This window comes from Cyanobium sp. LEGE 06113 (assembly GCF_015207615.1).
Genome location: NZ_JADEWM010000002.1, coordinates 189,745 through 207,851, shown reverse-complemented (window position 1 = coordinate 207,851; position 18,107 = coordinate 189,745). Strand labels below are relative to the sequence as shown.

The following is an 18,107-nucleotide window of genomic DNA, read 5'->3' as shown; positions in this document are numbered from 1 at the left end:
CATCCCCAGGCCCGGCTTGGTCGTGAAGGTGCTGGCTGGGCCCGGCCCTTCCACCACCTGGATTCGCCATTGGCCTTGGAGCAGATCGCTGAACGGCTGCTCCAACAGGGCAAGATCATCAATCGTTCCAAGCCAGTTCGCTATGCACGCAATCCCTCTTCAAGCTGAGGATTCAGCAGCCTCGCCACTCAGCCCTCCAATCTCGGCCTGGTGCCGCTCGGCACCACCGTGAGCCCGATCGGGGCCAGGGCGATCAGCGCCAGCTTCACGTGCTGGATGCCGAAGGGGATGCCCACGATGGTCACGAAGCAGGCCAGGGCCGAGCTGAGGTGGCCGATGGCCAGCCACCAGCCCGCCAGCAGGAACCAGATCACATTGCCCACCAGCCCCAGGGGGCCGGTGCCGAAGTCGGAGCGGCCGGTGAGTTCCTGGCGGCTGATCGCCTCCTTGCCGAAGGGCCAGAAGGAGAAGTTGCCGATCACGAAGCAGGCCCGGGCCCAGGGAAGCCCCACCACGGTGAGGGCCGCCACCAGGCCGGCCAGCCACCAGCCCAGGCCCATCACAAAGCCCCCCAGCACAAACCAGAGAACGTTCAGCAGAAAACCGAGCATCCCTTCACCTCTGCGCAGCAGTGTGGCGCTGGCGCAGCTTCAGCCTGCCCCGGCTGCCCTAGTTTGACCCGGTGGCCCTGGCCCTGGCGCCTGACGCTGCCCCCCATGTTCTTCCGGATCCACCACACCCTCCACTACCACTACGACCAACCCGTGTTCCTGGAGCCGCACACGCTGCGGCTCACCCCCCGGCAGAGCGCCACGCAGCGGCTGCTGAGCCACACCCTCACAGTGCGGGAACCGCCTGCCGGCAGCACGCCAGTGGAGGAGCCCGGCGGCGCCGACACCACTGAGATCTGGTTCACGGGCCTGCGCCAGGAGCTCTGGATCCACACCACCGCCGTGGTGGAAACGCTGCGCCGCAACCCCTTCGACTGGATCCTCACCGATCCCAGCGCCCAGACCCTGCCCCTGCGCCACCCCCCCGCCACCGCGGCGGCCCTGGCCCCCTTCCTGGGACAGGCCGAGCCGAGCGTGGCGGCCTGGGCCGCAGAGCTGGCGGCCCAGGCCGGCCAGCGCAGCACGGACATGCTGCTGTTGCTGGCCGACCGCATCCACCACGGCTTCGAGCACATCGGTCGCTTCGACGGCGAACCGATGGCGCCCGCTGACACCCTGGCCCAGCGCCGCGGCGCCTGCCGCGACACGGCCATGCTCTACGTGGCGGCCTGCCGCAGCCTCGGCCTGGCGGCCCGCTTCGTGAGCGGCTACTCGATGCACCACCCGCCAGAGGTGAGTGAGCACGAGCTGCATGCCTGGGCGGAGGTGTGGCTGCCCGGCGGCGGCTGGCGCGCCTACGACCCCAGCCTCGGCCTGGCCGTGGCCGATGGCCACGTCACCCTGGTGACGGCCGCCGATCACCACCTGGCGGCGCCGGTGAGCGGCCACTACCGGGGCACCGGTGTGGGCTCCCACATGCACTACCGGGTGCGGGTGGAGGCGGGGCCTGATCCCGAGGGATTCCAGCCGCGCCAGGGCCTGGCCGTGCTGGCCGACCCACGGCTGAACCGCGACACCGCCTTCAGCCCCGAGGAGCGGCGCAGCCTGCAGCTGGAGGCCCGGCTGCCCGCGGCGGTGGAGAGCCTCGAGCAGCAGGTGGAACGGGTGTGGCAGGGCTTCGCTGGCCTGCAGGGCAGCCTCGAGCGCTTCACCTACCTGGACCGGCTGCGGCGCAGCAACCGAACCCTCTTCCACGCCTTTCTGCAGGAGCACATCGAGGCGGCCCTGCCCGTGGTGTACACCCCCACCGTGGGGCGGGTGATCCAGGGCTTCAGCCACAGCCACCAGCCGCCTGACCTGGGCGCCTACCTCACGCCGGAGATGGAACCGCGGCTGCCCGAGCTGCTGCGCCAGGCCGCCGAAGGCCCGGTGGATCTGATGCTGATCACCGATGCGGAAGGAATCCTGGGGCTGGGCGACCAGGGCGTGGGCGGCATCCACATCTGCCAGGGCAAGCTGGCCGTCTACACCCTCTGCAGCGGCCTCCACCCGGGCCGGGTGCTGGCGGTGGCGCTCGATGTCGGCACCGACAACGCCGCCCTGCTGAGCGATCCCCTTTACCTCGGCAGGCGTCAGCCGCGGCTGCGGGGCGAGGCCTACGACCGCTTCCTTGACGCCGTCGTGGCGGCGGCCCAGCAGGTGTTCCCGGGCGTGTTTCTGCACTGGGAGGACTTCGGCAAGCTCCAGGCCCGGCGGGTGCTGGATCGCTACCGCGAGCAGGCCCCCAGCTTCAACGACGACATCCAGGGCACCAGCGGCGTGGCGGCGGCGGCGGTGCTGGCGGCCTGCCGGGGGCTGGGCACCGGTCTGGCCGAGCAGCGCATCGTGATCTTCGGTGCCGGCACAGCCGGCTGCGGCATCGCCGAACGGCTGCTGAGGCTGCTGCAGGCCGCCGGCCTGAGCTCCCTCCAGGCCCGCCAGAGGATCTGGGGCCTCGATCGCCGCGGGCTGATCGTGGCAGCGCCTGGATCAGACCCCACCGCCGCCCTGGCCCGGCCTGCCGAGGAAGCAGAGCGGTTCAGCCGCAACGGCCAGGGGCAGATCGGGCTGCTGCAGGTGGTGCAGCAAGTGCGGCCCACCGTGCTGATCGGCACCTCCACCGTGGCCGGCGCCTTCGACCAGGCAGTAGTGGAGGCGATGGCCACCGGCACGGAGCGCCCCGTGATCCTGCCCCTCTCCAACCCCACCAACCTGGCCGAGGCCAGCCCCGCCGATCTGCTCGCCTGGAGTGGCGGCAGGGCCCTGGTGGCCACCGGCAGCCCCTTCGCCCCGGTGCCCTGGGACGGCCAGGAGCGCGTGATCGGGCAGTGCAACAACTGCTTCCTCTACCCCGGCCTGGGCTTTGCCTGTGTGGCCGTGGGCGCGACCCGGGTGAGTGAGGCCATGATCGATGCGGCCCTGGAAGCCCTGGCGGCCACCATTCCCGCCGCCCGGGATCCGCTGGAGCCGCTGATGCCACCCCTCACCCGGGTGCAGGCCGTGTCCCGGGCGGTGGCGGAGGCGGTGGCCCTGATGGCCGTGCAGCAGGGGCTGGCGGAGCGGGCCAGCACGCCGGCCGAGGCGCTCCAGTGTCTCGATGCAGCCCGGTGGGAGCCCCGTTACACCGCCAGCTCGGCCGTGGGGTAGGCCCGTGGCGGCACCAGCCGCTGGGACCGGGCGGGGGCGGTCAGCTGGATCGGCACCAGGCTGCGCCGGAACCAGTCGTCGGGGGGAATAGGGCTGAGCAGACGGCCCAGCACCGCCAGCAGGGCCAGTGGCTCAAACGGCGCCCGCCGGTGGGGCCAGAGGCCGCTCTGGCGGTAGAGCCGCTGCTGGAGGGTGCGCTGCTGGCGGGGGCTGAGGCCACTCCAGAGGGCCCCAAGGCGATGGCCGCGGCACGCCGCCAGCTGCAGGGGCCAGCACTCCTGGCCCCAGGTGAGCTGCAGCAGTGAGGCAGGGCCAGCCAAGGGGAGCGCCACCTGGCCAGCCTGCCGAGCGGCCGGAGCCAGGGCCAGCTCCACCCCCTCCTCGCTGATCGCCCGCAGCAGCACCGGCTGGCCATCCAGGCAGGCGGGTTCACGCACGGCGAACCAGGGCAGAGCGGAACGTCGCGGACGGTCCCAGCAGCAGCGCAGGGCGAGCAGCAACAGCAGGGCGTTGATCAGGCTCCAGCTCACCCCCAGAGCCAGGCTGGCAGGGGTGACCGGCGCCAGCGCCGGCCCAGTGGGATCCTGCGCCCAGCCGAACAGATTGAGCAGGGCCAGCAACTGCAACAGCAGCAGCACCAGCAGCGGCAGCCAGAGGCGGGGATCGGCGGCCTGCCTGCCGGCTATGGCCAGAGCCTTGGGGGTCACCTGGAAGCGCAGCGGGCGCTGCAGGGCCCAGCGGCAGATCGTCGCCACCAGCGGGATCAACACGATCCAGCGGTACAGCTCAGGCAGCAGGCCGGTACGGGCCTGGTTGCTGAACCAGCGGGCCAGCAGCAGCTGGGCGCCAAAGAAGGGCAGGGCATAGCGCAGCAGGCCTGCGGCGGTGATCTGCAGAGGCAGCACGCCCAGCACGCCGATCATCAGCGGCATCAGGGCCAGCAGCAGCTGCGGCAGGGCGTTGAACCAGTGCAGGATGCCCTCCAGAAAGGCAAGCCGCTGCAGGGGCGTCAGCCCGGCAATGCGCAGCGGACTGGCGCCGGTGCGCAGGGTCTGGAGGGTGCCGCTGGCCCAGCGGCAGCGCTGGCGCACCAGGGCCGAGGCCGTGAACGGCGCCAACCCGGCGCTCAGCTTTTCGGGCAGATACACGCACTCCCCACCCGCCGCCGTCAGCCGGATGCCGGTGGCCAGGTCCTCCGAGGAGGTGCCCGTGTCGAAGCCCCCCACGGCCAGCAGGGCCGAACGGCGCACCAGGAACGACGTGCCGGCGCACACCACCGCGCCGACGCCCTGGCGCACCGGTTCGATCCAGCGGTAGAAGCTCTCCTCATCGGGCATCAGCCAGCGCTCCAGCCGCAGGTTGCGGATCACCGGATCGGCGCTCATGTAGGTCTGGGGCGACTGCACCAGCGCCACCCGGGGCTCATCGAACAGCCCCACGCTGCGCAGCAGGAATGTGTTGAGCGGCACCACGTCGGCATCGAACACGGCGATCAGCTCGCCCTGCAGCAGGGGCAGCACGTGGTTGAGGTTGCCGGCCTTGGCATGCTCGCGGCCGGCGCGGGAGCTGTAGCGGCAGCCCAGGCGCCGGCAGAGCTCCTGCAGCTCAGGACGAGCGGCGTCATCCAGAAGCCACACCTCGGCCCGGGGGTAGGTGAGCGCCAGACAGCCCCGCAGGCAGCGCTCCACCAGCTCCAGCGGTTCGCCGAAGGTGGGAATCAGCACATCCACCCAGGGCAGGGGCACCGAGACAGAACCCGCCGGTTCCAACCGCCGCTGCACCCGGGCGGCCGCCCGTTCCGCCCGAGGGGCGATGCGCGGATCAGGGGCGAGGCTGAAGGCTAGCTGCAGGAAGCTGTGGGCCAGCAACCAGGTTTCGGCGAGCAGCACCAGCACACTCATTGAGGTGCTGAGCCAGTCGTCCAGCACCAGGGTGCTGGTGAGGCGCCACCACCAGTAACGGCCGGCCAGCAGAGCCAGCAGGGCCACGGCCCAGGGAAGGCGCATCAGAACACGTCAGGGCTGGGGCGCCGGAGCGGGCGCCGGCGGTGGGCACACCTTGTTGGTGAAGTCGCAGGCGTAGACAACCGACTTCTGCCAGCTGAGCGGAATCTCCAGCAGATCCCGCGGGCCGCTGATGCCCTGGGCCACGAAGATCAGTGCCGCGATCACATTGGCCGTGATGTGCAGCCGCCGCCAGCGCAACTGGCGCAGGATCTCCGGCCGGGCCGCCACCGAGAACAGCATCAGACCGGTGAGCCCCATGCCACCCCAGAAATGGGATTGCCAGAAGGCCGGATCGAGGGGGTTGTCACTGAGGCGCCACACCTCGGGCTGCAGTCCCAGACCAATCACACCAGCCCAGCAGAGCAAAGCGAAGCTGGCCCGGTAGATCGCCTCCTTGGCCCGCCAGAGCGCCACCAGCGCCGCCACGGTGCCAGCCAGCACGAGCAGCAACAGGCCGCTGCGGCCGGGCGTAAGTGCCGAGGGCTGCTTGGTGCTGATCACCACCACCATCGCCAGCAGTTCGATGCCCACCACCGCCGCCGCCAACCAGCGGCCGAAGTCCACATGCTCGCCGCCCACGCTGGGGGGCAGCTTCAGTTTCTGAACGCGCCGCTGGCGGGTCTGCTGAGCCAGGCGCAGCACCAGGCCGAGCAGGGGGTACACCAGCACCACCGCCAGGGCGGGGTGTATGACCCAGAGCCAGTCCGTCGTTGTCATGGGCGTAAGGGCGCTGAGCAGAAGCTGCTTGTCAACTACAAGCTAGGAAGCGGATTGGATTGGGCACGATCGTCAACACCTGCTGACGACCACGCGATGACGGGATCAATCGACCAGGAGCAACAGCTGCTCACCATTCACACCACCGTGGCCAACCTGGACGACGCCAGGCAGCTGGCGCGCCGGGTGGTGGCGGGAAGGCTGGCCGCCTGCGCCCAGCTGCAGCCGATCGACAGCCTCTACTTCTGGAAGGGCGAACTGGTTGAGGAGCAGGAGATCCGCATCAGTTTCAAGACCAGCAGGGGTCATCAGCCGGCCCTGATGGAGCTGATCCGGGAGGCACACCCCTACGAGCTGCCGGAGATCTCCACCACCCCGCTGCAGGATGTCGATCCGGCCTATCGGCGCTGGCTGATCGAGCAGGTCCAGCCCTCAGGGGCGCCGGCTCCAGCGCAGGAACCGAAGAAGGAGCCGGAGCAGGAGCCAAAGAGCCCCTGGCAATCCGATCCCATCGCCGAACGGTAGTCATGGATACAGGCACGCCCTTGGCAGCCTGTGCTCCCTTGCGGAACAAACCATGACGACTCTCCTCCAATCCCTGGCCCTGGCTGTGGTGCTGGCCGGCTCCTTCGGCGGCCTGGCCCAAGCCGAGCAGCGCGGTGGCCCCCATTCCGGTGGCTACCGGCCGCTCTCCCCTGCTGAACACGCCCAGATGAAGGACGACTGCGCTGCCCCCAGCGCCCCCTGCGGCTGGTGATCCCAGCCTCTGGGCAGCACGGCTGAACTGAAGCGCCATTGCACCCCGCTTCAGCCCGGCCTTCACTGGAGCCGGCCAGACAATCCGGCTCCTGGCCGTCGCCATGCTGCTCTCGTTGCTGCTGATCGCCCTGCTCACCGGGGCTGGCTGGTGGCTGGCCGAGGCCACCGCGATCGGCCGCCAGCTGGGCACCACCCTGTTGGTGCTGTTCCTTGGCCTGCTCACCACCAACCTCTTCGGCTGGAAGGCCGAGGCGGCGGCCGAAGCCCTGGTGACAGGGCCGCTCACCTCCCTCGCCATCGCCCTGTTGCTGCTGGCGGTGGATCTGCGCCGGGTGTGGCCCGGGGCGCAGCGGCTGCTGCAGCCCTTCGCCACGGCGGTGCTGGCGGCCGTGCTGGGCACCGGCCTGGGGGCATGGCTGCTGGGCGGGCGGCTCGGTGCCGATCTGCCGGCCCTCAGCGGCCTGTTCACGGCCACCTTCAGCGGCGGCAGCCTCAACTTCGTGTCGGTGGCCCGCACCCTGCAGCCCCCTGAGGGCCTGGTGCTGGTGGCCACCGCCGCCGACCATGTGGTGTTCAGCCTCTGGTTTCTGATCAGCCTGGCCCTGGGGCGCCGCCACAGAGCTCACCCAGCCGAATCCCTCAGCGCCACAGCCGGCGCCGAGCCCTCGGCCAGTTCTGAACAGATCGCCAGCTCCGCAGCCTGGGACCCCGCCAGTGCCCGTCCCCGCGACCTCCTGAGCCGGGCCGGCGGCGTGGCCCTGCTCTGGGGGGTGGTGATCGTGGTGATCAGCGAGGCGGCCACAGGCGTCCTCCAGAACTGGTGGCCCGGCGCCCCCGGCATCCTGGTGCTCACCAGCATCGCCCTGGCGGCGGCCCAGCTACCGGCCCTGTCCCAGTTGCGGCTCAGCTATCCGCTGGGGCTGCTGCTGATCCAGCCTTTCTTCACCGTGATCGGTCTCAATTCACCCGTGCAGGGCCTGCTGGGGGAAGGCCGCTGGGTGTTTGCCCTGGCCAGCCTGATCGTGGCCGTGCAGGCGCTGGTCGTGCTGCTGGTGGGCCGCTGGCGGCACTGGGGACTGGCCGACAGCCTCGTGGGCTGCCAGGCCGCCGTGGGTGGCCCCAGCACCGCCCTGGCCCTGGCCGGCGCCCTCCAACGCCCCGATCTGGCCCTGCCGAGCGTGGCGATCGGCCTGCTGGGCTATGTGGTGGGCACCTACCTGGGCCTGGTGATGGCCGGCCTGCTGGCGGGCTAGGGGATTGGCCGCCGCCGGGCCTGCCGTTGCTGCCATCGGGCCCCCAGAATGCCGACCGGTTCGGAGGCGCGGCGATGCCGATCATCGACGTGCGCCAGTTGAGGAAGCATTACCGGGTGGCCGAGAAGCGCCCGGGGCTGCGCGGCACCCTGGAGCACCTGGTGCAGAGGCGCCACCGGGATGTGCCGGCCGTGCAGGGGGTGAGCTTCCAGATCGAACCCGGCGAGATGGTGGGCTTCCTGGGCCCGAACGGCGCCGGCAAGACCACCACCCTCAAGATGCTCACCGGCCTGATCCACCCCAGCGGCGGCTCCGTGCAGGTGGCGGGCTGTGTGCCCTTCCAGCGCCAGGAGCGCTTCCTGCAGCAGATCACCCTGGTGATGGGCAACCGCCAGCAGCTGATCTGGGATCTGCCGGCCCTGGACAGCTTCCGCGTCAATGCCGCCGTCTACGGCATCGATGACAGCACCGCCGAGCACCGCATCGCTGAGCTGGCCGAGATGCTGGAGCTGGGCAGCGAACTGCGCCGCCCGGTGCGCAAGCTCTCCCTCGGGCAGCGGATGAAGGCCGAGCTGCTGGCGGCGCTGCTGCATCGGCCGGCCGTGCTCTTTCTCGATGAGCCCACCCTCGGCCTCGACGTCAACGCCCAGGCCCGCGTGCGGGAGTTCCTCGCCGACTACAACCGCCGCACCGGTGCCACGGTGCTGCTCACCAGCCACGACATGGGTGACATCACGGCGCTGTGCCCGCGGGTGCTGCTGATTCACCAGGGCCGGCTGTTCCACGACGGCTCATTGGAGCGGCTCACCCAGGAGCTTGCCCCCCACCGCCAGGTGCGCCTGGAGCTGCAGCAGCTGCAGCCGGCCGGCTGCTTCGAGGCCTACGGCCTGGTGGACGAGCACCAGGGCCACCATGTGCGGCTGCGCATCCCGCGCCAGCAGCTCACCGAGCAGGTGGCCGCCCTGCTCAGCCGCTTCGAGGTGAGCGATCTGGAGGTGGCCGACCCCCCGATCGACGAGCTGATCGGCGGGCTGTTCCGCCGCGAGGCCGGCCGATGAGGGGCCTATGGCGCCCGCGACGGACCTGGCGCATCGCCCGGGCCCTGCTCGTGACCCAGTACGCCTACATGCTCGAGTACCGGGCCGAAATCGCCCTCTGGGCGCTCTCGGGCGTGCTGCCGCTGATCATGCTGGGGGTGTGGAGCGGCGCTGAGGCCAACGGCGCCTCCGGGCTGGATCCGATCCAGCTGCGCCGCTATTTCCTGGCCGCCTTTCTGGTGCGCCAGTTCAGCGTGGTGTGGCTGATCCACGTGTTCGAGGAAGACACCCTGCAGGGCAAGCTGTCGCCCCTGCTGCTGCAACCCCTGCTGCCGTTGTGGCGCTATCTGGCCGCCCACGTGGCCGAGCAGGGCACCCGGGTGCCCTTCGTGGCCCTGATGCTGCTGCCCCTGGCCCTGCTGCTGCCAGGCGGGCTGTGGCTGCCTCCGGCGCCGCAGTTGCTGCTCGGCCTGCTGGCGATCGGGGCCGCCTTCCTGCTGCGCTTCCTGCTGCAGACCGTGGTGGCGATGGCCTGCTTCTGGACCGAGCGCGCCGCCGCCCTGGATCGGCTGCTGCTGATTCCCTACCTGTTCCTCTCCGGCCTGGTGGCCCCCCTCGACAGCTTCCCTCCGGGCCTGCGACGGCTGGCCCTCGCCACCCCCTTCCCCTGGATGGTCGACTTCCCGGCCCGGCTGCTGGCGGGGTTGCCGGTGTCGGCCCCACTGGGCTTCGCCACCATTGCCGCCTGGTGCGCCCTGTTGCTGCCGATCGCCGCCTTCCTCTGGCGCCGGGGATTGAGGCGCTATTCCTCCATGGGGGCCTGATGACGACACCCCTGCTCCCCTCCAGGCTCGGGCGCTACCGGCGCAGCCTGGGCCGCTTCTGGGCCACGGCCCTGAGCGCTGAGCTCGAATACCCGGCCAACTTCTGGATCGAGGCCCTCTCGGTGCTCGGCAACCTGGCCGGCAGTGTGTTCGTGCTGGGGCTGCTGTTCGGAGGGCCGCAGCGGCAGAGCACCGCCAACCTGGGAGGCTGGAGCTGGGATGAGGCCCTGGTGGTGCTGGGCCTCTACACCGTGCTGGATGGCTTCACCACCAGCCTGCTGCAGCCCAACCTGAGCCGCATCGTGGGGCATGTGCAGAACGGCAGCCTCGACTTCGTGCTGTTGAAGCCCCTGGACAGCCAGTTCTGGCTCTCCACCCGCATGATCTCGCCCTGGGGGCTCCCGGGGATCCTGGCCGGCTTCGCTCTGTGCGGCTGGGCAGCCGCCCGGGCCGGTGCCAGTTGGAGTCCCCTGGGGCTGGCACTCAGTGCCGCCCTGCTGGTGGCCAGCGCCGTGATCCTCTACAGCCTCTGGTTCGTGCTGGCGGCCCTCAGCATCTGGTTCGTGAAGGTGTGGAACGCCACCGAGGTGCTGCGCTACACCCTGGTGGCCGGCCGCTATCCGGTGACGGCCTACCCCCAGGCCCTGCGGCTGGTGTTCACCTTCGTGCTGCCCGTGGCCTTCCTCACCACGGTGCCGGCCGAGGCGGTGCTCGGGAGAGGAGAGCCCCTGTGGGTGGTGGGCGGCCTGGCCATGGCGACGGCCACCTTCCTGGGCAGCCGCTGGTTCTGGCGCTACGCCCTGCGCCACTACACCAGCGCCTCCAGTTGATCGGGCTGGGCCACCACGAGATCCTCGGGGCGGCCCCAGTCGCCCTCCACGACGTAGCCTGGCTGGTTGGCGCAGAGGTGGCGCAGGATCCAGAACAGCGGCTCGGCGGAGGGCACCTCCAGGGCCTGGCGCATCTGCTCCAGGCTGCGGGGCTGGCCATCGGCGAGCAGCTCATGCAGGCGGCCCTGCAGTTCCAGGATCGAGGCGGCGGCCAGCTTGCCGGCCTCCACGCCGGGTTGGTCGTAGGCGTTGATGTTCACCAGTTCGGCGTAGAAGCCCACGGCGCGCTCGAACAGGGCCACCAGCACGCCCAGGCTGCGGGCATCGAAGCGGCGCAGGGTGATCGAGAGGCTCTGGCGGCCGCTCTCCATCAGGGCCGTGCGAGTGCCCTGCAGGAACCCCTCCAGCACGTCCCCGGGGCACTCGCCGTTGAGGGCGGGAAGGTCAGCGGGGTCGTCGAGGGCCTCGATGAAGGTCACGAAGAAGTTGTCCACGCCATCGCGCAGCTGCTGCACATAGGCGTGCTGGTCGGTGGAGCCCTTGTTGCCATACACGGCGATGCCCTGGTTCACCACCTGGCCGTCGCGATCGAGACGCTTGCCGAGGCTCTCCATCACCAGCTGCTGCAGGTAGCGGCTGAACACGGCCAGCCGGTCGCGGTAGGGCAGCAGCACCATGTCGCGCTGACCACGGCCATGGCCGGCCACGTGCCAGGCGGCCGCCATCAGGGCCGCGGGGTTCGCCTCCAGCTCGGGGCAGCGGGTGGCGGCATCCATCTGGGCGGCGCCATCGAGGAAGGCGCGCAGATCGGCCCCCACCAGGGCGGCGGGCAGCAGCCCCACGGCGCTGGTGATGCTGGTGCGGCCCCCCACCCAGTCGAACATGTCGAAGCGGGCCAGCCACTGCTCCTGCACGGCAAGGCTGTCCAGACGGCTGCCCACCATGGTCACCGCCACGGCCTGCTGGGCCCAGTGGCCGCCGAGGCTGCCCAGCCGTTCCCGCACCTGCTCCATGGCGATGCGCGGCTCGGGCGTGCCGCCGGACTTGCTCACCACGATCACCAGGGAGGTACGCAGGCGCTCCCCGAGCCGGGCCAGGGTGCGGCTGATGCCCTGGGGATCGACGTTGTCGATGAAGTGGAAGGGCAGCCCGCAGCCCTCCTGCTGCAGGGCCTCGATCACCAGCAGGGGGCCAAGACCCGAGCCGCCGATGCCGATCCAGAGCACATCGCTGAAGGGCACCCCACCGGGGGCCTGCAGGCTGCCGGAGAGCACCCCGGCCCCGAACGCCTCGATCTGGTCGATCTCGGCGGCGATGTGATCGGCGGTGGCGGCATCCGGTGCCAGCTCAGGGGCCCGCAGCCAGTAATGGCCCACCATCCGCTGCTCATCGGGGTTGGCGATGGCGCCCCCCTCCAGGGCCGCCATCGCCGTGAAGGCCGAGGCGAAACCTGGCGCCAGGCGGCTGAGGTCGGCCTGGTTCAGGGCCATCCGACTCACATCGAGCCAGACCCCCAGGCCAGCGTGGTACCAGAGCAGGTCACAGAAACGGCTCCACTGGGTGGCGGGGCTGGAGCCATCGAAGTCGGCAGGCATGGAGTCGGCTGGGGTTGCGCCCAGGGGCGCCGGATCTGACGCCCAGAAACTAGGGCTGATCCCGGCGAGCCCCTGTATCAAGTGCCGGCCACAGGACCGTTCGGCTCCGGGATCAAAGGCTGGACAGGCTTCTTAAAATGAACTTTGGCTTTGTTGTGCTGCCTGTGCCCCTGCCTCTCGCGCCCGAACTCCGCCCTGCAGGGCAGTCGTGTCGCCGCCGTGCTGGGCTGTGATCGATTGCGCCCTGCCGGCAATGAGGCCCCTCGGGGGAGGGGTGCGGCTGAGGCGGCGGTTCGGCGTGCTGGCGGCCCTCGGCTTGGCCCTGCTCAGTCCGGCGGGGCGCTTGGAGCCCCAGTCGCCGCTGCTGATCGATCCGGGCCTGAGCGGCAGCGTCAACACGCCCGATGGCGGCACCCAGGCCGATCCGTTGCAGTTTTCGGCCAGTGAGCTGCAGGAGCTGCAGCGCCGTTTCGGTGTGCATGGCCCCCAGCCCCGCCTGGCCCAGCTGTTCACCGAGGGCATCGACCAGTTCGAGCCCCTGCGCAGCCATGCCCTGGGGAGGCTGGAGGAACTGCGGCCGGTGATTCTGAGCGAGTCGGCCCGCCACCACATCAACCCGATGCTGGTGACGGCCGTGTTGTTCGATGAGATGCGCCACGCCAAGCCAGGGGAAGATCTGCCCCTGGCGGCCCACTCCGGCCTGTTCAGCACCCATGGGCCCGCTCAGCTGGGCCTCGGCGAGATGGTGCACCAGGGGCTCCTGGAGGCCGACGCCTCCGACGAGCAGGTGATGGAGGCGCGTCGCCAGTTGCTCGATCCAGAACAGAACGTGCGCCTGCTCGTGGGCAAGTTCGCCCGCCTCAGCCACGATCTGGACTTCCCCACCGACCGCGTGCTCCAGGCCAGTGCCAGTCCCCGTGAGGCCAAGGCCCTGGCCACCCTCGCCTACCTGCACAACGGCAAGCTCGACTATCACCGCCGCATCCTGCGCTCGATGCAGGATCCGGAACTGCACGCCCTGCTCTACGGCCAGCGCCGGCCAGCCCTCTCCCCCCTGATCTGAATTCAGCTGCGGCTCAGGTCAGTTGAGGGCCGTGGTGGTGGCGGGGCGGTCACAGAAGGCCTGCAGAGCTGAAAGCCGCGTCTTCAGGGCCTGCCAGTCGAAGCTGCGGGGATCCATCCGCTCGCCGCCCAGATCCACCGCCTGGTGGGTGGTGATGTGGTCAGGGGAAATGGGGAAACGCTCCATCCAGTCGGCCAGCAGCACCGCCAGGGCGTCGTATTGCGCCGGCGTGTAGCCGCTGTGGCTGGGGCCGGTGTCCTCGCCATCGAGGGGAGTTTCCAGGCTCACATGCAGGGCGAAGTTGTTCACCGAGCCGTTGAAGTCGGGATTGGTCACGACCACTGGCCTCGGAAGGCGGAGTTGCCCGCCCCGAAGGCACGGGAGCTGGGGTCGAGCAGCAGCACCGTCTTGCCATCCAGGCCGATCACGGCGTGGTAGCTCACCTGGTCTTCGTCGCGGGGATGGGGAGTGAGGAAGGTGTTGATCGCCGAGCCGATGCCGAAGACCGTTTCATGGAGGATCACCACCCGGGGGGTGGGATCGAGGGGGTTGCCGAAGGCATCGCGGTTGAAGCGGGTGCCGTAGTTGCTGGGGTCGATCCTGAGCCGCAGGGGTGCGGTGCGCAGGCGTTCGAGCTGGGCCCGCAGCCGCGGTGAATCGGCTGAACCCGAGCCGGCACAGGTGCCGCCCGCCAGGGGCGAAGTCCAGTCGCTGGGAACGGGGGGAGCGGGGGCATTGCGCCGGCCCGCCCGGGGCGCCATGGGGGGCGAGCGCACCTCCTCCAGCAGTTCCATCAGGGTGGCCTGGCTGGGGTCTCCAGCCGAGGCACCGCCCAGGGTGGCTGCGAGCCAGCCGATGCCGGCGAGAAGAAGCACACCCGAGGCCGCGACGCCGGCCACCATGTAAGGACGCTGGCGCAGGTTCACGGCAGCTCCAGGGACAGCCAGCGATGGCGGCGGTCCAGGCTGGCCGCGTCCGCCTCGGCGTCTGGCTTGAGGTCCCAGGCCTCAACGGCGGGGGAGGCTGGTCTCAGCAGGGTGGTTTTCACCTGGCCATCGCGGGCATAGAGCAGGGGGATGCCGGCTTCAGCCGTGCTCAGGGCAGCCTCGGGCTGCAGCAGCTGGGCCACGTCGTCTGGTTGATGGAGGCGCCACCCGTGCAGGGCCAGCAATTCATCGCCCACCATCAGTCCAGCCTGCTGGGCAGGAGAGTCCCGCACAACGCGCTGCAACGTCAAGCCCCCTGTGCCACTCTTCAGCTGCCACCCCACCCAGGCGCCACTCTGGCTGCGGGGCTGGAGGCTGAGTCCCACATCGGCCAGATAGGCGGCCAGGGGGGGATCCTCCAACCCCTCCAGCCACGCCGGCAGCAGGGTCTGCAGATCCGGGGCCTGGGCGGCGAAGGCCTCCAGCAGATCGGTTTCGTGGTAGCCCCGGCCCACGCAGCCGAGCCGGCGCCAGAGCTGGCGCAGCACCACCGGCAGCCCACTGCCGACGCGGCGCAGGTGCAGGTCGAGCACGAGGGCCAGCACCGCCCCCTTGAGGTAGTAGCTGATCTGATTGTTGGGGGCATCAGCGTCAGCGCGGTAGAGCTTCACCCAGGCCTCCTCGCCGCTCTGACGCAGGCTCTGCACGGCCCGGCCCGGGGTGAGCAGATAGCGGCTGAGATCGGCGCCGAGATCGTCGAGCACCTCAGCGGCGCTGCACAGCCCGGCGCTGTGGGGCAGGAGCTGGTCCACGTAGCTGGTGATGCCCTCGGCAAACCAGAGCGTGGGGATCACCACAGCCTGGCCGTAGTCGTAGGGACTGAGCTCGGCCGGCCGCAGCCGCCGCACGTTCCACTGGTGCAGGTATTCGTGGGCCACCAGCTGCAGCAGCTTGCGGCGCCCCGCAGGCTGCGCCAGGCGGCGCCGGCCGAACTGCAGCACCGTGCTGCTGTCGTGCTCGAGGCCGCCATAGCCATTCGCGTTCAGATGAAGCACGAACAGATAGGCAGCGGCGGCAGGCCGCTCCACCCCCATCAGGCGGCAGCAGGCCAGACACACCTGTTCCACATCCCCCAGCCAGCGGGGGGCCGGCGAGGGCAGATCCTCCCCGGAAAGAGTGCGGCCCCAGCTCACCCAGCGATGGGGGACCCCGGCCACGCTGAACTGGTGACAGCGGTGAGGCCCCACCTCCACCGGCGTGTCCACCAGCTGATCGAAGCTGGTGGCCCGCCAGCCGCCGGAGGGGTTCTCAGGCAGGGGAACAAAGGCCTGCCACTGCGGCGGCAGCCGCAGCTCCAGGGTCTGGGGGCTCCAGCGCTCCCCCTCCAGCTCGAGCACCACGGCGGCCAGGGCCAGAAAGCCGTGATCGCCGTCGAGGTGGCAGGTGCGCACCGTGAGCTCGGTGGCCAGGATCCGGTAGCGGATCTCCACCGGCTCCAGATTGGGCAGCGCCACCTGCCACTGGCTGGTGCCGACGCGGCGCAGAGGCAGGGCCTGCCCCCCCTGGTGCAGCTCCAGACCCTCCAGCTGCCGCACGTAGTCGCGAATCAGGTAGGAGCCGGGCGTCCAGGCCGGCAGCGCGAAGCGCAGCTGCGGGCGCCGGGGCGTGTGCTGCAGCCTCACCCCCACCAGGTGGCTGCTGGGCTGACTGAGATCGAGCTGAAAGCGAGGGCAGGCTGGGGCAGGCGACGACACAGGCTGGTTCAGGTGCTGACGCTCACCTGGGCATCGCTGAAGTGGAGCGCAGCGTCCCTGAGGGCCATCCGGGCGGCGTAGGCGCGGGTGAGCCGACCCAACAGCCCCTGCAGGGAGCGGCTGCGGCTGAGGCGCTGCAGATCGCCCACCAGAGCCAGGGAGTTGTCGGGCTGGCGGCGCCAGCCCAGGCACAGATCCGCCTCCACCCTCACCTGCAGCGCCACGGACTGGCGCTCATCGGCGAAGCCCCGCAGCACCCCGCCGTAGCTGGGGGTGAGCCCGAGGGCCTCAAGGCTGGCGGCCAGTCCCTCAACGTCGCGGAACTGGGTGGGCAGGATGGAGAGATGGGACATGGAGCCGAGGCCCGCTTTGTCTGACCCTAGCGATCACTGGCCCAGCATCCAGTGGCCGTTGCCACCCCAGGCCGCTGTCGGTGGCGGCCAGGGGGACCGGCCGTTGCGCCTCGGCGTGATGGCCTCCGGGGCAGGCAGCAATTTCGAGGCCCTGGTGGAGGCCACCCGCCGCCCGCCTCCGGCCCTGCAGGCCGAGGTGGTGCTGCTGGTGGTGAACAACCCGGGCTGCGGTGCCCAGCAGCGGGCCGAGCGGCTGGGGGTTCCCTGCCAGCTGCTCGATCACCGGCTGCAGCCCAGCCGCGCCGCCCTCGATGCCGCCCTGATCGCAGCCTTCGATCAGGCCCGGGTGGATCTGGTGGTGATGGCCGGCTGGATGCGGATCGTCACGCCCTCGTTGATCAATGCCTTTCCGCAGCGGTTGGTGAACCTGCATCCCTCCCTGCTGCCCAGCTTCCGCGGCCTCGATGCCGTCGGCCAGGCCCTGGCGGCGGGGGTCACCCTGAGCGGCTGCACCGTGCACCTGGTGAGTGAGACGGTGGATGCGGGCAGGATCCTGGTGCAGGCGGCGGTGCCGGTGCTGCCGGGCGACAGCCGCGAGCAGCTGGCGGCACGCATCAGGCCGCTGGAGCATCGCCTCCTGCCCCTCGGGGTGTGCCTGGCCGCCCAGGCGCTCGGACTGGCGAACTAGGGGTAGAAGGGCAGCAGGGGCAGGCCGGCAGTGGCCTCCAGGCCGGCCATCAGATTGAGGCACTGCACTCCCTGGCCCGCCTGGCCCTTCACCAGGTTGTCGATCGCGCCCATCACGATCAGCTGGCCCGTGCGCGGGTCGGCCTGCACCGAGAGCAGGGCACGGTTAGTCTGCCGCACCCACTTGGTGGAGGGGTAAGTGCCCACCGGCAGCACCTGAACGCAGGGGCTGTTCGGGTAGGCGGAGCTCAGCACCGTGCGGCAGTCCTCCGCGGTGAGGCCGGGGTCGCGCAGGCGGGCGTAGAGGGTGGCCAGCAGGCCCCGCACCATCGGCACCAGGTGGGGAGTGAACTGCAGCTGGATCGGTTGGCCGGCCACCTGGGTGGCGATCTGCTCGATCTCGCTGGTGTGGCGGTGGCCCACCACGCCGTAGGGGGCGATCGCCTCGGCGGCCTCAGCCAGCAGCAGGTTTTCCTTGGCGGCGCGACCGCCGCCGCTGGTGCCGGTCTTGGCATCGATCACGATGCCGCTCGTTTCGATCAGGCCCTGCTTGAGCAGGGGCAGCAGACCCAGCAGGGAGGCGGTGGGGAAACAGCCGGGGGCGGCCACCAGGCGCGCTGTGGCCAGGCGGCGGCCCTCCCACTCGGGCAGGCCGTAGACCGCTTCGGCGCAGAGGTCGGCATCTGTGCGGGGCACCGCCTCGGCCTCGGCGCTGTACACCGCCTGCCAGGCCTCCAGGGAGCGGTAGCGGTAGTCGGCGGAGAGATCCACCACCCGCACGCCGCGCTCCAGCAGCGGCGGCACCAGCCGGGCGGCGAGGCCGTTCGGCAGGCTGAGCACGGCAAAGTCGGCGGCGGCGGCGATCGCGTCGGGGTCAGGGCTCTGCACCAGCGGATCGCCCGGCAGGGGCAGGAAGGGCGTGATCGCGCTCCAGCGTTTGCCACTGCTGCGCTCGCCGCCCAGGAAGCTCACCTCAAAGCCGGGATGGCCCTGCAGAAGCCGCAGGGTCTGGAGGCCGCCATAGCCGCTGGCACCGATCACCGCGACGCGCTTTCTGGCCATGGCGG

At 70.6% G+C, this 18,107-nt stretch carries 18 protein-coding genes; 9 read left to right on the top strand and 9 right to left on the bottom strand.

Going from position 1 to position 18,107, the window contains the following annotated elements; all coding sequences use genetic code 11:
- Nucleotides 1-188: 188 nt before the first annotated feature.
- Nucleotides 189-611 carry a YccF domain-containing protein gene (locus IQ220_RS05115; protein WP_193913420.1) on the bottom strand — a complete coding sequence of 141 codons (423 nt, stop codon included), beginning with the start codon at nucleotides 609-611 and terminating at the stop codon, nucleotides 189-191.
- Nucleotides 612-716: 105 nt separating this feature from the next.
- On the opposite strand from IQ220_RS05115, the gene maeA reads away from it, so the two are divergent.
- Nucleotides 717-3,236, top strand: a complete 2,520-nt coding sequence (gene maeA / locus IQ220_RS05110) for an oxaloacetate-decarboxylating malate dehydrogenase (protein ID WP_193913418.1) — start codon at nucleotides 717-719, stop codon at nucleotides 3,234-3,236.
- Here the strand turns inward: maeA and IQ220_RS05105 are convergent.
- Together IQ220_RS05105 and IQ220_RS05100 are read right to left on the bottom strand one after the other, a co-directional pair.
- The gene (locus IQ220_RS05105) at nucleotides 3,209-5,242 is read right to left on the bottom strand and encodes a glycosyltransferase (RefSeq protein ID WP_193913416.1); all 2,034 of its coding nucleotides are present in this window, start codon (nucleotides 5,240-5,242) and stop codon (nucleotides 3,209-3,211) included. The genes maeA and IQ220_RS05105 overlap by 28 nt on opposite strands.
- 9 nt (nucleotides 5,243-5,251) lie before the next feature.
- Nucleotides 5,252-5,959 (bottom strand): DUF4079 domain-containing protein, encoded by a 708-nt coding sequence (locus IQ220_RS05100; protein ID WP_193814685.1) that lies wholly within the window; start codon nucleotides 5,957-5,959, stop codon nucleotides 5,252-5,254.
- 96 nt (nucleotides 5,960-6,055) lie between these two features.
- Between IQ220_RS05100 and cutA the strand changes: the two genes are divergently transcribed.
- The 6 genes from cutA (at nucleotide 6,056) to IQ220_RS05070 (ending at nucleotide 10,662) form a co-directional block, all read left to right on the top strand.
- A complete protein-coding gene (cutA, locus tag IQ220_RS05095) occupies nucleotides 6,056-6,484 on the top strand; it encodes a divalent-cation tolerance protein CutA (protein WP_193913414.1) in 429 nt (142 codons plus the stop codon).
- A 52-nt stretch (nucleotides 6,485-6,536) separates the two neighbouring features.
- A complete protein-coding gene (locus IQ220_RS05090) occupies nucleotides 6,537-6,716 on the top strand; it encodes a hypothetical protein (RefSeq protein WP_186699601.1) in 180 nt (59 codons plus the stop codon).
- 103 nt (nucleotides 6,717-6,819) lie between these two features.
- A complete protein-coding gene (locus IQ220_RS05085) occupies nucleotides 6,820-7,971 on the top strand; it encodes a DUF819 family protein (protein ID WP_193913412.1) in 1,152 nt (383 codons plus the stop codon).
- 74 nt (nucleotides 7,972-8,045) lie between these two features.
- Nucleotides 8,046-9,029 carry an ATP-binding cassette domain-containing protein gene (locus IQ220_RS05080; RefSeq protein ID WP_193913410.1) on the top strand — a complete coding sequence of 328 codons (984 nt, stop codon included), beginning with the start codon at nucleotides 8,046-8,048 and terminating at the stop codon, nucleotides 9,027-9,029.
- Nucleotides 9,026-9,832, top strand: a complete 807-nt coding sequence (locus tag IQ220_RS05075) for an ABC-2 family transporter protein (RefSeq protein WP_228008869.1) — start codon at nucleotides 9,026-9,028, stop codon at nucleotides 9,830-9,832. Before IQ220_RS05080 ends, IQ220_RS05075 begins: the two co-directional genes overlap by 4 nt.
- A complete protein-coding gene (locus tag IQ220_RS05070; protein WP_193913408.1) occupies nucleotides 9,832-10,662 on the top strand; it encodes an ABC transporter permease in 831 nt (276 codons plus the stop codon). Before IQ220_RS05075 ends, IQ220_RS05070 begins: the two co-directional genes overlap by 1 nt.
- Here the strand turns inward: IQ220_RS05070 and IQ220_RS05065 are convergent.
- Nucleotides 10,641-12,257 carry a glucose-6-phosphate isomerase gene (locus IQ220_RS05065; RefSeq protein WP_193913406.1) on the bottom strand — a complete coding sequence of 539 codons (1,617 nt, stop codon included), beginning with the start codon at nucleotides 12,255-12,257 and terminating at the stop codon, nucleotides 10,641-10,643. The genes IQ220_RS05070 and IQ220_RS05065 overlap by 22 nt on opposite strands.
- A 253-nt stretch (nucleotides 12,258-12,510) precedes the next feature.
- Between IQ220_RS05065 and IQ220_RS05060 the strand changes: the two genes are divergently transcribed.
- Nucleotides 12,511-13,320 (top strand): helicase DnaB, encoded by an 810-nt coding sequence (locus tag IQ220_RS05060; RefSeq protein ID WP_225875840.1) that lies wholly within the window; start codon nucleotides 12,511-12,513, stop codon nucleotides 13,318-13,320.
- Between the two features lie 18 nt (nucleotides 13,321-13,338).
- Here IQ220_RS05060 and IQ220_RS16445 read toward each other — a convergent pair whose 3' ends face one another.
- Genes IQ220_RS16445 through IQ220_RS05045 form a run of 4 tightly spaced genes read right to left on the bottom strand, consistent with a single transcriptional unit; the run spans nucleotide 13,339 to nucleotide 16,353 of the window.
- Nucleotides 13,339-13,656 (bottom strand): N-acetylmuramoyl-L-alanine amidase, encoded by a 318-nt coding sequence (locus IQ220_RS16445; RefSeq protein WP_370566331.1) that lies wholly within the window; start codon nucleotides 13,654-13,656, stop codon nucleotides 13,339-13,341.
- Entirely contained in the window at nucleotides 13,653-14,246 is a 594-nt protein-coding gene (locus tag IQ220_RS16440; RefSeq protein ID WP_370566330.1) for a peptidoglycan recognition family protein, read from the bottom strand. The genes IQ220_RS16445 and IQ220_RS16440 overlap by 4 nt, the downstream gene beginning before the upstream one ends.
- Complete coding sequence (locus IQ220_RS05050) at nucleotides 14,243-16,000, bottom strand: PDZ domain-containing protein (protein WP_193913404.1); 1,758 nt, start codon at nucleotides 15,998-16,000, stop codon at nucleotides 14,243-14,245. Before IQ220_RS05050 ends, IQ220_RS16440 begins: the two co-directional genes overlap by 4 nt.
- Before the next feature lie 8 nt (nucleotides 16,001-16,008).
- Entirely contained in the window at nucleotides 16,009-16,353 is a 345-nt protein-coding gene (locus IQ220_RS05045) for a DUF1257 domain-containing protein (RefSeq protein ID WP_186699595.1), read from the bottom strand.
- Here IQ220_RS05045 and purN point away from each other — a divergent pair.
- On the top strand, nucleotides 16,337-17,041 hold the full coding sequence (gene purN / locus IQ220_RS05040; protein WP_193913402.1) for a phosphoribosylglycinamide formyltransferase: 705 nt from the start codon (nucleotides 16,337-16,339) through the stop codon (nucleotides 17,039-17,041). The genes IQ220_RS05045 and purN overlap by 17 nt on opposite strands.
- Here the strand turns inward: purN and argC are convergent.
- Nucleotides 17,038-18,102 carry an N-acetyl-gamma-glutamyl-phosphate reductase gene (argC, locus tag IQ220_RS05035; protein ID WP_193913400.1) on the bottom strand — a complete coding sequence of 355 codons (1,065 nt, stop codon included), beginning with the start codon at nucleotides 18,100-18,102 and terminating at the stop codon, nucleotides 17,038-17,040. The genes purN and argC overlap by 4 nt on opposite strands.
- Nucleotides 18,103-18,107 lie beyond the last annotated feature (5 nt).